The following is a 14,107-nucleotide window of genomic DNA, read 5'->3' as shown; positions in this document are numbered from 1 at the left end:
TTTCTCCGTTTGTTGTCGTTCAGATCAGCGGCTCGGCCGCAGGAGGCGGTGGCGCGGGCGGCGGCGGCGCCGGCGTGTCGTGGCTGGCCGCGTTGAGGAACTGGCGCAGGCGGGTCGAACGCGTCTGGCCGAACACTTCGTCGGGCGTGCCCTCTTCCTCGATCTTGCCCTGGTGGAGGAAGATGACGCGATCGCTCACCGAACGGGCAAATTCCATGTCGTGGGTCACCAGCACCATGGTACGGCCCTCGTCGGCGAGAACCTTGATCACGCGCAGCACTTCCACCTCGAGTTCGGGGTCCAGCGCCGAGGTCGGCTCATCGAACAGCATCAGGCGCGGATTGATGCAGAGGGCACGGGCGATCGCCGCGCGCTGCTGCTGCCCACCCGAGAGCTGGGCCGGATAGCTGTCGGCCTTCTCGCCGATCCCGACCTTGGCCAGCATGGCGCGGGCTTCCGCCTCCACCTCGGCGCGGGGCCGGCGCTGCACCACCAGGGGCGCTTCCATGACGTTCTGGAGAATGGTCAGGTGTGCCCACAGATTGAAGTTCTGGAACACCATGCCGAGTTCGGAGCGGATGCGGCGGATCTGGTGCTCGTCGCCGATCTGGCGGTGCTGGCCGGTGCCCCTGAGGCGGATTTCCTCGCCATCGATGCTGACGCTGCCGCTGTCGGGAATTTCCAGCATGTTGATGCAGCGCAGCAAGGTGGACTTGCCGGAACCCGACGATCCGATCAGCGAGATGACCTCGCCCTCGCGGGCGTAAAAGGAGATGCCCTTCAGCACTTCGAGTGTGCCGAAGGATTTGTGCAGGTCGCGGACCGCGACCACCGGCCATTTTTCTGCGGCAGTCGCAGCGACTTCAGCCATACTCACCCGATAGGGTCCTGACGGACCGCCTTCCTGACCGGCGGCTGCCTTTTTATGAGGCTGGCAGCCTTGACCGGCTTCAACAAAAGCAGAAGCCGCTGAGATAGCAAGCACAAATGCGCCCGCAGCCCTCAGTCGCTGTGGGCAGCGGGCCGGCAGTCGCGAATCCGAAGTGGCTCGCTTAGGATGGCGTCATGTTCTTTGTTGCCTCCAAAGTGTTCTGGCTGCTGGCGCAGCCGCTCGGCATCGTGTTCCTGCTGATGCTGGCGGGGCTGATCGCCTTGCTGGCGGGGCGGCGGCGATTGGCAGTGGCCGGGCTGGTGCTGGCGCTGCTCGTGCATGGCCTCGTGAGCTTCACTAGCCTCGGCTTCCTGCTGATCCAGCCGCTGGAAGCGCGCTTCGGCGTGCCCGCGGAGCCGCCGGAACAGGTCGGTGCCATCGTCATGCTGGGCGGGGCCACGCTCGCACGGGTCAGCACCGCCCGCCAGGTGGCCGAACTGAACGCTGCCGGCGACCGGCTGGTGACGACGTTGTGGCTCGCCCGACGCTATCCCGATGCTCCGATCGTCCTGAGCGGTGGCTCGGGGTTGTTGAGCGGCGACACCGAGAGCGAAGCGACAACGGCCGAGCGTCTGCTGGTGGCGCACGGCATTGCGCCGGAGCGGCTGCGGCTCGAAGGGGAGTCGCGGAATACCGACGAGAACGCCGCCCTGACCCGCGACCTGCTGGCCGGGGTGGATGGGCCGGTGGTGCTGGTGACCTCTGCCTTCCACATGCCGCGCTCGGTGGGGCTGTTCGAAGCACAGGGCATCCCGGTGATCCCCTGGCCGACCGACTACCGCAGCAGCGGACGCGAGGGGTTCGGGATCGACATCGCCAATCCGGTCCACAATCTCGATGTTGCATCCATCGCGATCAAGGAGTGGATCGGGCTGCTGGCGTATCACTGGACCGGACGGACGGGCGAACTGCTGCCGTCTCAGGCCTCGAATTCGCCCGCCGGGACTTCCAGCCGGTAGGTGACATAGTTCGGATCGAGCGTGAACTCGGCCTGCCCTCCGACCGAGAGCGGCACGATGCGTTCCAGGATCAGCGTGCCGAAGCGCGGCTCGGCGCTTGCGGCACGCGTCGGGAAGGTCTCGCGCCATTCCAGCACAAGCGCACCGGGTTCGTCGTCGCTGACATGCGCATCGAACCAGATCTGGCCCGGCAGGTCCAGCGACAGCGCGCCATAGGCAGCTGCGTTGACCGCCAGTTCATGGATGGCCAATCCCACATGAAGCGCCGCATTTGGCGTCAGGATCGGGTTGTCGCCGGAGACATGAACGTTCTGGTGCGCAGATGGATGGACCCGGCGCAGTTGCGCCGAGATCAGCGTGTGCAGAGCCGTGCCGCGCCAGTCGCTGTCGGTCACCAGATCCTGGGTGCTGGACAGGGCGTGCAGGCGGCCGCGGAACTTGTCGAGAAAGTCGCCGATACTGCCGGAGTGATTGGCGGTCTGCATCGCCACCGACTGGACAATGGCCAAAAGGTTCTTGGAGCGGTGGCTGACTTCGCGCAGCAGGGCCGCAAAGGCTGCCTGACGGCGCCGGTCTTCGCTGATGTCGGTGATTACCGCGATGGTGCCGCCGTCATCCGGGATAGACCGAATGGCGTAAGTATGCCGGTCGCCGTCATGGGTCAGGTGAAACTCGGCGGTGCCGTGTTCGTCGAGGTTCCGGCAGGCGGCTGCGGCAGGCTCCGGGAGTGCTTCGGGCAGAGTCTTGCCGAGGGGGGACGATGGCCACCATTCCGGTAGCCCTTCCGCCATGTCGCAGCGGCTGTTCCTGTCGAAATGAAGCACGCTCACCCCACGGCCCTGCAGCGCAGCCAGCAAGGCGCGTTGGCGCATCATCAGATCCTCGGCGTCCAGATCCGACATTCAGAGGCCCCGGAAATAAAAGGCTTCGCCCTCGGGGCGAAGCCGCGGTGATGTCAGGTTCTTTCCGGCGGCGCTCAGGTGCGCCGGATCATCCCGACGATCAGCGAGATCACCAGGAAGGCGAGGAACAGGAAGAACAGGATCTGGGCGATGCCCGCCGAGGCCCCAGCGATGCCGCCGAAGCCAAGAACACCGGCAATCAAGGCGATCACCAGAAAGACCAGCGCATAGTAGAGCATGAAAACTCTCCGCAATCAGAAGTATTTGGGCAGAAAACGGCCGGTTCGGGATGAACGTTCCTTCACAACATGAAAAAGGCCGGGGAGAACCCGGCCTTTTCGCGAAATGGTGAATGTCGGATGGTCAGGCCGCGGCGCGGGAACCTTCGTCGAAGAACAGCGCCTGGCTGATCAGCGCCTTCACCATGTCCGGGTTGAACGGCTTGGTGACGAGGAAGGTCGGCTCCGGGCGCTCGCCGGTCAGCAGGCGCTCGGGGAAAGCGGTGATGAAGATCACCGGCACCGAATGGGTGTTGAGGATGTCGTTGACCGCGTCGATGCCCGAGCTGCCATCGGCGAGCTGGATGTCGGCCAGGATCATGCGGGGATTGGTTTGGTTGAACAGGTGCACGGCCTCGCGATGGGTGCGGGCAACGCTCACCACCTTGTGGCCCAAGCTTTCCACCAGCTGCTCGATGTCCATCGCAATCAGCGGCTCGTCCTCGATGATCATGATCTCGGTCGCCACCTGGCGGGAGATCTCGATCGAGGCCTGATCGAGCAGCGAGGCGAACTCCTCGTCCGACACGGAAAGCACTTCTGCCGCCTGGGCGTGGGTAAAGCCTTCCACTGCGACAAGCAGGAAAGCCTGCCGGGGGCGTGCAGGCAGGTTCGCCAGGTTGGCGGCAGCGCGCTTCTCCCAGGCAAAGGTCGAGCTCGGCTCCGGGACCTTCACGGCCGAGGACGAGAACAGGGCGGAGAACAGCTTGTAGAGGGCGATACGGTCGCTGGTCGCTTCAGGGAACAGCGAAATGTCGGCGATGAGAGCTTCCAGTGTGGCGGCGACGTAAGCATCGCCCGACGTCTGAGACCCGGTAACGGCGCGCGAAAACCGCCGCAGATAGGGCAAGTGCGGAGCAATCCGCGTAGACAAGGTCATAAAAGAGGACTCCCAGTGACGCTTAGGCTCGTGAAACTCACGAAACCGCCAAACGGTGGAACACGCAGGAAAGTTCCGGGCAGCCCGGAACTTTTTTGACCGGGCCGCATTGTATGGCCCAATGTGAGCTCACAACACACCGGATTTCCGACCTTATCATGATGAAGGACAAACTAGTGACCCCCCAACGTATGCGTACGCAGACGGGGCGGGTGGATGATGGCCTTGGCCCGAACACGGATATCGGTGCCCGCCTGCGCGCGCTGTATGGCGCGGTTCAGGAAGAAGGGGTTCCCGACCATCTGCTCGACCTTCTCGAAAAGCTGGACTCCGCCGAACAGGCGCAGCGTTCACAGTCAACTGGTCGGGATGGAGAGTAAGTCGTGGACAGCGAATCGACGTCCTTCAAGCGAGAGATGCTCGCTACGCTGCCAAGCCTGCGCGCTTTTGCGGTCTCGCTGACCGGCAAGCACGACAAGGCCGACGACCTCGTGCAGGACACGGTGATGAAGGCCTGGGCGAAGCAGTCGAGCTTCGAGATGGGCACCAACATCAAGGCCTGGCTCTTCACCATCCTCCGCAACGAGTTCTACAGCCAGATGCGCAAGCGCGGTCGCGAGGTGCAGGACACCGACGGCGCCTTTACCGAGCGGCTGTCGGTTCATCCGAGCCAGTACGGCTCGATGGACATGCAGGACTTCAAGAAGGCCCTGGCGCAACTGCCGGATGACCAGCGCGAAGCGGTCATTCTGATCGGTGCCTCCGGCTTCTCCTATGAGGAAGCGGCAGAAATCTGCGACTGCGCCGTCGGCACCATGAAGAGCCGCGTCAGCCGGGCCCGAACCCGCCTGCAAGACATGCTCAAGATCAACGGCGAGGCGGATTACGGTCCGGATGCCGTCTCTGCCCAGGTCACGACCAACAACTTCTAGGCCAGGGCGCCAAGAGTGCGATGAATGGCGCTGGCCAGTTGATCCTCCGAAAGAGGCTTGCCCAGCACCGGGATGGTGGCGAAACCGTCGATGCCGTGCGTCAGCTCGACATCGGAGGTGATCGCCACCGTCGGAACCTGGTGCTCCTGCAAGGCAGTGAGGAGATCGAAAGATGGCTGGTCGTGGAGCCTGATCTCCACGACAGCCAGGCTGAGCCGCTGCCACGAACCGGACAGTTCAAGGGCTTCCGCGGCATGGCGGGCGAGGAGAGTCTCGGCAAAGCCGTGCGCCTCGAGCATGCGCTGCAGGTCGAGCGCGATCAGGAACTCGGCCTCGATGACGAGGGCGGTTTTGCCGGGGGACATCTGAGTTTCCGCAAAGTTGATGTTCACCCTGCGGCCCTGGAGGACGCCCGTCATTCAACTATGACACTCGGGTCCTCGAAACCGGTGCGAGATGATTTTCCTGTGGCTTCGTTGCATCATGCCGCGCTGGCACCCATGTGCCTTCCCCGGATAACGATGCTGGACCCGTTGCGCCGACGATGAGCGGAAGCCTCAAAACTGCCACGGCGCCCGTCGAGCTTCTCGATTCGGAGCAAGGGAAAGAAGGCGTGGCACCAACCACTGCCCGTATTGCGGGAGACAACTGGTTTGTGACCCTGCGGCGGTTTGCGCCCATCATCACCGTGGGAGTGGCGCTCACGCTCGTTATCCTCGCGGTGATGGCGGCGCTGGTGCTGGTGCGGGGCATCGACGGCCAGATCGCCGACATGACGCGCACCTATGATGTCCGCAACTCGGCGCGCGAGCTCAGCGCTGCCCTGGCGCAAGCCGAAAGCAGCCAGCGTGGTTATGTGCTGACCGGCGACCCTTCCTATCTGGAATCCTACCGCGCCGACTCGGTGACGGCCGATATGCGACTGCGCACCCTGACGGCGGCCACCGAGCAGAACGCCCAGCAGCGGCAGCGCGTCGCAGCGATCGCCGCCGAGATCGCCAACAAGGTCGCCGAGATGGAGCGCAGCGTTGAGCTGGTCGCCCGCGGCCAGCGCGATGCCGCGCGCGCCTTTGCCGGGACGGGCATGGGCGTCCGGCTGATGGACGAGGTGAGCCAGCGTCTCGAGCAGTTCATCCGCGAAGAGAACCAGAGGCTGATGACGCGCAATGCCGAAATAGCAGCCTCCCGCCGAGGTCTGGTCGCCGCCATGGTGGCGGCGCTCGCCGGCGCGGTCGTGCTCGGCTATGTGTTTTTCCTGCGGGCGCGGGATGAAGTGCGGGCGCTCGCCAGCCGCGAGGATCACCTGCGCTCGGCCAATGTGGAACTGGAAGCGCGGGTGGCGGAGCGCACCGCGGATCTCGAGGAAGCGCGGGCGCATGCCGAACGGGAGCGCCAGCGGGTGGAGGCGCTGCTGCAGGAAACCAGCCACCGCATCGGCAATTCCCTGGCGACGGTGTCATCGCTGTTGGCGCTGCAGTTGATGCGCACACCCTCGGCCGAGGTGCGTCAGGCGCTGGAGGCTGCCCGCTCGCGCGTTCACGCCATCGCCTCGGCGCACCGTCGTCTCCGGCTCGCTGACGATCTCGAAACAGCGGTAGCCAGCGATTTCCTGGGCGCAGTGATCGACGACATTCAGACCACATCGAGCGCCGCAAGCAGCGTCGAGATCGAAGCGCAAATCGATCCGGTGGTGATCGGCGCAAGGGATGCCACGACCTTGGGGATCCTTGCCGGCGAACTGGTGGTCAATGCGCTCAAGCATGCATTTCCGGCCGGTCGCTCTGGCACCATTGCGGTGCGTTTCGCGTTGGATGCGGCGGGTGTGCCGACGCTGGTGGTCGCCGATGACGGCGTCGGCTTCGCGCCCAAGCAGGACGAACAGGATAGCGGTCTGGGTTCGGTGATCGTGCGGCAGTTGGCTTCCCAGTTCGGCGGGCGGCCCAAGTTCGAAGCCTCGCCGGGCGGGGGACTTACCGTCACCATCGCCCTGCCGGAGCTGGCCAAGTCACCACCGCGAGGTTGAGCGGTGCGGAGGATCGATTGCACATCGTTGCCGTACTCAACCGCGATGGCGGAACACTCAAGACCACCGACCTCGATGCGCTTTGCGAACGCGCGGTCGCCATTTTCGCCGGGCGCGGACATGATCTCGATTGCCGGGTGGTGGAAGGGAGCGCCGTAGAGGCGACGCTGCGCGAGGTGGCGGCCACCCCGGGCGTCGAGGCCCTGATCGCCGGCGGCGGTGATGGCACCATCTCTTCGGCGGCCTCCATCGCCTATTCGGCGGGCCTGCCGCTCGGCGTGCTGCCGGCCGGCACCATGAACCTGTTCGCCCGCAGCCTCAGGATACCGCTAGACCTCGAGGAGGCGCTGATGGCCCTGGCCGATGCTGAAGTCGGCACGGCCGACATCGCCACCGCCAATGGCCGCACCTTCGTGCATCATTTTGGCGTCGGCATCCATGCGCGGCTGGTCCGCATCCGCGAGGGGATGACCTACCGCAGCCGCACCGGCAAGATCCTGGCGAGCCTCAGAGCCATTGCTGCCGCGGCGATCAGCCCGCCGCGCTTCGAGGCCGATCTGCACACCGGCAACGGGACCGAGCACCGGCAGGTCTCCGGCATTTCCGTTTCCAACAACCTGCTCGGCGAAGGTCAGCTGTTCGCCGACCGCCTGGACCAGGGCGTGCTGGGCGTTTATGTGGCCGCGCCGATGAACACGTCGGCGCTGCTGAAGCTTGCGGTTGATCTCTTCACCGGCACTTGGCGGCAGAGCCCGCTGGTAGACGAACGCGAGGTCGACCAGCTCACTCTCAGCTTTCCCCGGCGCCGGCGCGGCAACCATGCGGTGATCGATGGGGAACTCATCAAGCTGGAGCAGAGCGTCAGCATCACCATCCATCCGAAGGCACTGAAGGTGCTGCGGCCGAGGCGCGGCTGAAAATTTCTTGCCCGGGGAAGGAACTCTCGCGCCGGTCGAGCGTTCGGGGCCGACAGCGATCGTAACGTGATGCTGCACCGGGGCAGCATTTGGGAAGTACAGTGCAGGAATTCAGGGGGGCACTGCCCGCGGCAATCCGCAGGGTGGTCGACGATACGGGGCGGCTCAACGCTCTGGCTGCATTGGCCCAGCCGACCGGCGAGACCGACGGGGATTTCGATCGCCTGAGCCGCACTGCCGCCCGCCTGTTTCATGCCGAATTCGGGTTCATCGCCCTGGTCGATGCGGTCGGCCAGCAGTTGCAAGGAACCCACGGCGCCCCCCCCGACCGCATCACCGACGCCAACTTCGCCGCTCACACGCTGGTTGCTCCGGCGGGCGAGGTGCTTTTCGTGCCCGATACCATGACTGATCCGCGCTTCGCCGGCAGTCCGCTGGTCACCGGAGGGGAGCGCGTAAGGTTCTTTGCCGGCGTGCCGATCACCTATTCCGGCCATCGGCTGGGGGCGCTCTGCGTGCTCGGCACCAGCCCGCAGGCCGGCGTGTCGCCCGAAATCAACGAGCAAATGTTCGATCTCGCTGCCCTGGCGAGCACCCTGTTCGGCCTCAAGGACGAGGCACGCGTCCGGGCGCGTACCGCCGCGGCGCTGATGCGCGAGGAGTGGCGCCATGCGCTCACCCTCGAGGCGGGCAAGGTCGGCAGCTGGGTCTGGGACATCCGTACCGACGAGGTGTCCTGCAACGACATGTTCCGCCGCATGTATGACCTGCCTGAAAGCGGACCGGTCTATTCAGCCCAGGTGCTCGAAGCGACCCACCCGGCCGACAGGCGCACCGTCGAGGCGGGGCTGCGCGCAAGTATCAGCCAGGGCGTCGACTATGATGCGGAAGCACGCGTCGCCTCCAACGGACGCTGGCTCAGCATGCGCGGGCGTGTCTATCAGCGCGACGCCGACGGCCGGGCCATGGTGATGATGGGCGCCAGCATCGACGTCTCCGAAAGCAAGGAGAGCGCGGAACGCACGCGCATATTGCTGCGGGAGCTCAATCACCGGGTCAAGAACACGCTGGCGATGATCCAGTCGGTGGCGCGCCAGACCATCCGGCAGAATCCGGACCCGCAGGCCTTCATCAATGCCTTTTCCGGGCGGCTGCGCACCATCTCGGATGCGCATGTACTGCTCGCCGACCGCGACTGGATGAGCGTGCAGCTCTACGAGGTCGTCGCCTCCCAGCTCGGTCCCAACTTCCTGACCAGGCCAGACCGCGCCAATGTCAGCGGCGACGATGTAAGCCTGCCGGCCGATCATGCGCTTGGGCTGGGGCTGATCCTGCATGAACTCACCACCAACGCCCATCGTCACGGCGCCTGGTCGAATGAAACCGGCATCGTCAATATCGAATGGCATGTTCGCGATCGCCCGCAGCGGGCGCTCGAACTGACCTGGCGCGAGGAGGGCGGACCCCGCGTCGTTCCGCAGGAATATGGGCTCGGCGCCAAGCTGATCGAGCGCAGCCTCGCCAAGGTGCTCGACAGCCGTGTCGAGCTCAGCTTCGATCCGGAAGGGGTGCGCGCCCATATCTGGCTGCCGCTGCCCTAAAGGCGAGCGGCAGGCTCAGGGCTCGTCTTTGCCCTTGCGGGCGTTGCGCACCAGCACGAAGGCGGCGGCTGCGGCGGCGGGAATGGCCAGCAGGCGCAGGCTCGGGGAACGGACCACGGCGGGCAGGGCGGTCAGCGCGGCCGTGGTGGCAAAGGCTCCCGCTTCGCTCGAGCGGCGGCGCTGGGCGATCTCGCGGCGGCGGCGGGTTTCGCCCATGCGGATCGCGAGCAACACGATGCCGGCGATCAGCAGCATCACCACGGCAATCACCAGCGCCGAGTAGATCGGGCCGATGAGTTGAGCCAGAGCGAGATAGGCGGCCACCAGCAGGAAGATCAGACCTGTAAGCGTCAGCGCCCCGATGACCGCATAAACGATCATCAGGGTGCGCACGCGATCGGTTATCGCCTCTATCTCGATGCCGAGAAGGGCGGCCAGCGGCCCCAGTAGCGGCATGCTCAGTGCCGCGTCAGCAGTGCCAGGATGAAGCCGATGCCCATGGCACTGGCCACGGCCGTGAGCGGCTTCTCGCGAATGGTGTCGGTGAGCTGCTTTTCCATCGCCCCGGCCTGACTCTGCGCTTCGTCGAGCATGCCCTGACCCTGGCGGCGAAGGTGACGCATCTCGCCCTTGGCGACCTCGCGGACTTCCTCGACCTTTTCACCAGTCAGCTTGGCCAGGGTTCCGGCGATGGCCTTGAGGTCCGTCTGCAGCTGCGAGATCTGCGCCTGCAGTTCGGCTTCCCGTGCCTCTTCGGTCACGGACGCCGCTGCGGCTGCAGCTTCGGCTTCGACGGTGGAAGCGGTGCTGGTGGTTGAGCTTCCGCCGCTGCTGGCACGCTTGCGGCTAGGGGCGAGATCAGGGGTGTTGGCCATTCGACGCTCCGTTTGCGATTTGCGCGATTAACGTGTGCAAATCCCTTGTGGTTCCCGCAAAGAAGGCACCCCGGAGCGCGTCAGCGCATCCAGGGTGGCAAGGTGCGGGCGAAAGGGGGGCGACCTTCGACCCGCGGGGCGCAGCTTCCGTTGGGGGACCAGGGGGGACTGGCTGCGCCTTTTACTTGTTCAGTGCTAGATGCGACCCATCAGCACCAAAATGAGAACCACGATCAGGATCACTCCGAGAATGCCGGACGGGAAGTAGCCGAAACCGCGGGAATAGCCCCAGGTCGGCAATGCACCGATCAGCAGCAGAACGAGAATGATCAGAAGAATAGTACCCAAGCCCATTGGTGATCTCCTGTCGGCTTGTTGACGCTTTGGTAGGCCGGACTAGAGGATCGCGAGCATAAGGGCAGTGGCGGCGGCAAGGATGAACAGGGCCGGAGCAAGCGCACGCGCCACCTCGGCATAGTGTGTCTGTCCATCATAGGCCTCGGTCCAGACCGCAGAACTGCGGGCGGCGTTTTCGAGAGCCTTGATCTCCAAGTGGGTCATTCCTGCCTCCACCGGCCAGCCTGCTGGCCTCCGTTCCAGTCGGCGCCGTATCGGCGCTGCCCAAAGAACGGAGCGTGGAGGATTTTAGTTCCAAGCGGCCTGCCGGCCGCCGCTGTCGCTACGGCGGCCGGCTATTCCGCCGCCGATGCCGGTGTTGCGGCTGCTGCGTCGAGTTCGGTTTCGAGCCGCGCCTCTTCCTCCGCCTTCGGCTTGCTGAACCGCGCGAGCAGCAGGTAGGCGACGGGGGTGAGGTAGAGGGTGGAAATGGCCGCAAAGCCAAGCCCGCCGACGATCACCCAGCCCAGCGCCGCGCGCGCTTCGGCGCCGGCGCCTTGGGCCAGCACCAGCGGCACGCCGCCAAGGATGGTCGCGATCATCGTCATCATCACCGGGCGGAGGCGAATGTTGGAGGCTTGCTCGATCGCCTCGGCAACCGACAGCCCCCGATCACGCAGCTGGTTGGCGAACTCGACGATCAGGATGCCGTTCTTGGCCATGATGCCAACCACCAGCACCAGCCCGATCTGGCTGAAGATGTTGAGGCTGCCGCCGGTAACCAGCAGGGCATAGAGGCTCGCCGCCACCCCGAACGGCACCGTCGCCATGACGATGATGGCGCTCCAGAAACTTTCGAACTGCGCCGCCAGCACCAGGAGGATGATGACCAGCGCGAACCCGAAGGTGAGGAACAGTCCATTGGTGGCGTCGCCCAGGGTCTTCGCCTCAGCCAGCGGAATGATCGACGTGCCTTCCGGCAGCAGCGGACGGGCAATCTCCTGGAGCTGCTGGTAGGCGTCGCCCAATGCCAATCCGTCCTCGAGGCTCGCCGTCACGGTGACGGCGCGGCGCTGTTCCTCGCGGCGCAGCGACGGCGGCACCGCGGACTCGGTAATGCTGGCGATTGTGGACATCGGCACGTAGCGCCCGTCGCCCGCCCGGACGAACAGCGTCTCGAGATCGCGCGGATCGTTCACCGGGTTGGTGGTCGACACCATGCGCACGGTGTAGCTCTTGTCGTCGATGAAGACGTTGCCGATGTCGCTGCCGTCGACCATGGCCTGCATGGTGGTGGCAAGGCCGTTGATGTCGATGCCGAGTGCGTCGGCCCGGGCGCGGTCGACGGTCAGTGTCAGCTGCGGCTGGGTGGTATCGAAGTTGACCGAGACCCGCCCGAAACGGCCGTCCTCCTCCAACTGGTCAGCGATCGCCTCGGCGGTTTCCGCCAGCACCTGATAGTCGGAACCGACGACACCGAATTGCAGCCCCGAGCCGCCGCCGCGGATGCCGAGGCTGTTGCCCTGGCCGACAAACGCCCTGACGCCCGGCACTTGTGCCATCAGCGCGTTGATGTCGGATGCGATCTGCTGCTGTGTGCGCTCGCGCTCGCCCCATGGCGCCAGTGTCAGCGTCAGCGAACCGCCGCTGCCCCAGCCCGAGAGCACGAAGATCGACTCCACTTCGCCGCTGTCGACGAAGGGCTGCAGCATGCTCTCCACTTGGTTCAGCCGCGTGCGCACGAAATCGAGGCTGGCCGTGTTCGGCGCCGACACCCGCAGGTTGATCTGCGAGCGATCCTCGGCCGGTGTGATCTCCTGCCTCAGGCTGCCATAGACATAAAAGGACGAGGCGGCGAACAGCAGTGCGACCAGCACGACCACCAGCGGGTTCTTGAGCGCCAGCGCCAGCGTGACGCGATAGAAGCGGGCGAAGGCCCGACCGATGGCGCCGAACAGGCCGCCATGCCCCTGTGCCTCCCCGGCACGGAGGAAGCGCGAGGCGACCATCGGCCCGAGCGTCAGCGCCACGACCGAGGACAGGAGTACGGCGATCGCAAGCGTGAAGCCGAACTCGCGGAACAACCGCCCGGTCTGCCCCTCGAGGAAGGAGAGCGGGATGAACACCGCCGCCAGCGTCAGCGTGGTCGCAATAACGGCAAAGAACACCTCCTGCGTGCCCAGCACTGCGGCAGCGCGCGGACCGGCGCCGAGGTGTTTGCGGCGCACGATGTTTTCCAGCACCACGATGGCATCGTCGACCACCAGCCCTGTCGCCAGCACCAGCGCCAGAAGGGTGATGATGTTGAGCGAGAAACCGGCGAGATAGATCCCGGCCACCGCTCCGAGCAGAGCGATGGGCATCGCCAGGGCCGGCACGATGGTGGCGCGCCAGTCGAGCAGGAACAGGTAGATGATGGCGATCACGACCACGAGCGCCACGATCAGCGCAATCTCTACCTCGTGCAGCGCCCCTTCGATGAACACGGCATCGTCGCTCGATATCTTGACGTTCACGCCGTCCGGCAGCGTCTGGTTCAACGTCTCGACCGCCTCGTGAATCGCTTCGGAGATGGCGATGGTGTTGGATTGCGCCTGCCGGACGATACCGAGCCCGATGCCCGGCCTGCCGTCGGCGCGGATCGCCGAGGTGCTGGCGCTGGCGTCGAAAACCACCGTGGCGACGTCGCCGAGCCTGGTCGTGCCGTTGATGATGAGCTGCTCGAAATCCTCCGGGCGGCTCACTTCCGACAGGGCGCGCACCGAGATGTTCTGGTTGGGACCGTTGATCGAGCCTGCCGGGGTGTCGAAGGCGATGGTTGACAGCGCGTTGCGCACGTCGGCCACGGTCAGCCCCAGGCTTGCGAGCTTGAGCGGGTCGATGTCGATCTCGAAGGCGGTGCTGCGGGTGCCATAGACCTGCACCTCGGCCACGCCATCGACCGCCGCCAGCCGCTCGGCAACAACCGAGTCCACCAGTTCGCTGAGTTCGGCGACGCTCATGGTGTCGGAGGTGACCGCCAACTGGATCACGGCTTGCGCGTCGCTGTCGGCCTTGAAGATCGTCGGTTCGTCGACGTCGTCCGGCAGTCCGCGCGTCACCCGGCTCAGGGCGTCGCGCACATCGGAGGTGGCGATGTCGAGATTCGTGGAGTCGCTGAACTCGAGCGTGACGCGGCTCTGGCCGACCGAGGAACTCGAGGAGATGGCAGTGACGCCCTGGACGCGCGCCACCGCGCCTTCCACCACTGCGGTGATTTCGCGATCCACCGTCTCGGCGGCGGCACCGGGGAAGCTCGTCGAGATGGACAGGACCGGCTGTTCGACCCGGGGCAGTTCGCGGACTTCGACGCCAAGCAGCGCGGCAAGCCCTGCCACCATGATCAGCGCGTTGAGCACCAGCGCCAGTACCGGCCGGCGCACGAACAGCGCTGCCAGGGTGCCGCCGCGTTCATTCTTGCTGGCGATCGACAT

Annotated in this window: 16 protein-coding genes; 6 read left to right on the top strand and 10 right to left on the bottom strand. The window is 65.4% G+C overall.

Annotated features, from left to right (window positions below):
* Positions 1-19: 19 nt before the first annotated feature.
* Positions 20-871, bottom strand: a complete 852-nt coding sequence (locus ACFSX5_RS04130; RefSeq protein ID WP_386832026.1) for an ABC transporter ATP-binding protein — start codon at positions 869-871, stop codon at positions 20-22.
* A 194-nt stretch (positions 872-1,065) separates the two neighbouring features.
* Between ACFSX5_RS04130 and ACFSX5_RS04125 the strand changes: the two genes are divergently transcribed.
* Positions 1,066-1,890, top strand: a complete 825-nt coding sequence (locus ACFSX5_RS04125; protein ID WP_386832025.1) for a YdcF family protein — start codon at positions 1,066-1,068, stop codon at positions 1,888-1,890.
* Here ACFSX5_RS04125 and ACFSX5_RS04120 read toward each other — a convergent pair.
* From ACFSX5_RS04120 to ACFSX5_RS04110, 3 genes are all read right to left on the bottom strand, one after another.
* Positions 1,851-2,792 carry an HWE histidine kinase domain-containing protein gene (locus ACFSX5_RS04120; protein ID WP_386832024.1) on the bottom strand — a complete coding sequence of 314 codons (942 nt, stop codon included), beginning with the start codon at positions 2,790-2,792 and terminating at the stop codon, positions 1,851-1,853. The genes ACFSX5_RS04125 and ACFSX5_RS04120 overlap by 40 nt on opposite strands.
* Positions 2,793-2,866: 74 nt before the next feature.
* Complete coding sequence (locus ACFSX5_RS04115) at positions 2,867-3,031, bottom strand: DUF1328 domain-containing protein (RefSeq protein ID WP_386832023.1); 165 nt, start codon at positions 3,029-3,031, stop codon at positions 2,867-2,869.
* 124 nt (positions 3,032-3,155) lie between these two features.
* Positions 3,156-3,950 (bottom strand): response regulator, encoded by a 795-nt coding sequence (locus tag ACFSX5_RS04110; RefSeq protein ID WP_386832022.1) that lies wholly within the window; start codon positions 3,948-3,950, stop codon positions 3,156-3,158.
* Between the two features lie 158 nt (positions 3,951-4,108).
* Here ACFSX5_RS04110 and ACFSX5_RS04105 point away from each other — a divergent pair, with 158 nt between their 5' ends.
* Together ACFSX5_RS04105 and ACFSX5_RS04100 are read left to right on the top strand one after the other, a co-directional pair.
* Entirely contained in the window at positions 4,109-4,330 is a 222-nt protein-coding gene (locus ACFSX5_RS04105; RefSeq protein ID WP_386832021.1) for a NepR family anti-sigma factor, read from the top strand.
* Positions 4,331-4,333: 3 nt separating this feature from the next.
* Positions 4,334-4,882, top strand: a complete 549-nt coding sequence (locus tag ACFSX5_RS04100) for an RNA polymerase sigma factor (protein ID WP_386832020.1) — start codon at positions 4,334-4,336, stop codon at positions 4,880-4,882.
* On the opposite strand, the gene ACFSX5_RS04095 is transcribed toward ACFSX5_RS04100, so the two are convergent.
* On the bottom strand, positions 4,879-5,247 hold the full coding sequence (locus ACFSX5_RS04095) for a hypothetical protein (protein WP_386832019.1): 369 nt from the start codon (positions 5,245-5,247) through the stop codon (positions 4,879-4,881). The two genes, ACFSX5_RS04100 and ACFSX5_RS04095, sit on opposite strands and share 4 nt — an antisense overlap.
* Before the next feature lie 248 nt (positions 5,248-5,495).
* Here ACFSX5_RS04095 and ACFSX5_RS04090 point away from each other — a divergent pair, with 248 nt between their 5' ends.
* The 3 genes from ACFSX5_RS04090 to ACFSX5_RS04080 all read left to right on the top strand — a co-directional run bounded on the left by ACFSX5_RS04090 (position 5,496) and on the right by ACFSX5_RS04080 (position 9,423).
* Positions 5,496-6,905, top strand: coding sequence for a sensor histidine kinase (locus tag ACFSX5_RS04090; RefSeq protein ID WP_386832018.1), 1,410 nt, complete (start codon positions 5,496-5,498; stop codon positions 6,903-6,905).
* A gap of 17 nt (positions 6,906-6,922) precedes the next feature.
* Positions 6,923-7,822: a diacylglycerol/lipid kinase family protein gene (locus ACFSX5_RS04085; RefSeq protein WP_386832017.1), complete on the top strand. Its 900-nt coding sequence runs from the start codon at positions 6,923-6,925 to the stop codon at positions 7,820-7,822.
* A gap of 101 nt (positions 7,823-7,923) precedes the next feature.
* The gene (locus tag ACFSX5_RS04080) at positions 7,924-9,423 is read left to right on the top strand and encodes a sensor histidine kinase (RefSeq protein ID WP_386832016.1); all 1,500 of its coding nucleotides are present in this window, start codon (positions 7,924-7,926) and stop codon (positions 9,421-9,423) included.
* Between the two features lie 15 nt (positions 9,424-9,438).
* Here ACFSX5_RS04080 and ACFSX5_RS04075 read toward each other — a convergent pair whose 3' ends face one another.
* From ACFSX5_RS04075 to ACFSX5_RS04055, 5 genes are all read right to left on the bottom strand, one after another.
* The gene (locus ACFSX5_RS04075) at positions 9,439-9,879 is read right to left on the bottom strand and encodes a phage holin family protein (protein WP_386832015.1); all 441 of its coding nucleotides are present in this window, start codon (positions 9,877-9,879) and stop codon (positions 9,439-9,441) included.
* A gap of 2 nt (positions 9,880-9,881) precedes the next feature.
* Positions 9,882-10,298, bottom strand: a complete 417-nt coding sequence (locus ACFSX5_RS04070; RefSeq protein WP_386832014.1) for a DUF883 family protein — start codon at positions 10,296-10,298, stop codon at positions 9,882-9,884.
* A gap of 195 nt (positions 10,299-10,493) precedes the next feature.
* Positions 10,494-10,652, bottom strand: coding sequence for a DUF3309 family protein (locus tag ACFSX5_RS04065; RefSeq protein ID WP_386832013.1), 159 nt, complete (start codon positions 10,650-10,652; stop codon positions 10,494-10,496).
* Positions 10,653-10,694: 42 nt separating this feature from the next.
* Entirely contained in the window at positions 10,695-10,859 is a 165-nt protein-coding gene (locus ACFSX5_RS04060) for a hypothetical protein (RefSeq protein ID WP_386832012.1), read from the bottom strand.
* 131 nt (positions 10,860-10,990) lie between these two features.
* Complete coding sequence (locus ACFSX5_RS04055) at positions 10,991-14,107, bottom strand: efflux RND transporter permease subunit (RefSeq protein WP_386832011.1); 3,117 nt, start codon at positions 14,105-14,107, stop codon at positions 10,991-10,993.

It is taken from the genome of Devosia albogilva, from assembly GCF_042685625.1.
GTDB classification, from domain to species: domain Bacteria; phylum Pseudomonadota; class Alphaproteobacteria; order Rhizobiales; family Devosiaceae; genus Devosia; species Devosia albogilva.
This window is presented reverse-complemented; position numbering and strand designations above follow the sequence as displayed.

What these genes read in the sequence shown, in the direction of transcription:
- ACFSX5_RS04120 (WP_386832024.1), bottom strand. Translation starts at nt 2,792, where the DNA reads ATGTCGGATCTGGACGCCGAGGATCTGATGATGCGCCAACGCGCCTTG.
- ACFSX5_RS04115 (WP_386832023.1), bottom strand. Translation starts at nt 3,031, where the DNA reads ATGCTCTACTATGCGCTGGTCTTTCTGGTGATCGCCTTGATTGCCGGT.
- ACFSX5_RS04125 (WP_386832025.1), top strand. Translation starts at nt 1,066, where the DNA reads ATGTTCTTTGTTGCCTCCAAAGTGTTCTGGCTGCTGGCGCAGCCGCTC.
- ACFSX5_RS04070 (WP_386832014.1), bottom strand. Translation starts at nt 10,298, where the DNA reads ATGGCCAACACCCCTGATCTCGCCCCTAGCCGCAAGCGTGCCAGCAGC.
- ACFSX5_RS04105 (WP_386832021.1), top strand. Translation starts at nt 4,109, where the DNA reads ATGATGAAGGACAAACTAGTGACCCCCCAACGTATGCGTACGCAGACG.
- ACFSX5_RS04130 (WP_386832026.1), bottom strand. Translation starts at nt 871, where the DNA reads ATGGCTGAAGTCGCTGCGACTGCCGCAGAAAAATGGCCGGTGGTCGCG.
- ACFSX5_RS04075 (WP_386832015.1), bottom strand. Translation starts at nt 9,879, where the DNA reads ATGCCGCTACTGGGGCCGCTGGCCGCCCTTCTCGGCATCGAGATAGAG.
- ACFSX5_RS04060 (WP_386832012.1), bottom strand. Translation starts at nt 10,859, where the DNA reads ATGACCCACTTGGAGATCAAGGCTCTCGAAAACGCCGCCCGCAGTTCT.
- ACFSX5_RS04055 (WP_386832011.1), bottom strand. Translation starts at nt 14,107, where the DNA reads ATGTCGATCGCCAGCAAGAATGAACGCGGCGGCACCCTGGCAGCGCTG.
- ACFSX5_RS04065 (WP_386832013.1), bottom strand. Translation starts at nt 10,652, where the DNA reads ATGGGCTTGGGTACTATTCTTCTGATCATTCTCGTTCTGCTGCTGATC.
- ACFSX5_RS04095 (WP_386832019.1), bottom strand. Translation starts at nt 5,247, where the DNA reads ATGTCCCCCGGCAAAACCGCCCTCGTCATCGAGGCCGAGTTCCTGATC.
- ACFSX5_RS04110 (WP_386832022.1), bottom strand. Translation starts at nt 3,950, where the DNA reads ATGACCTTGTCTACGCGGATTGCTCCGCACTTGCCCTATCTGCGGCGG.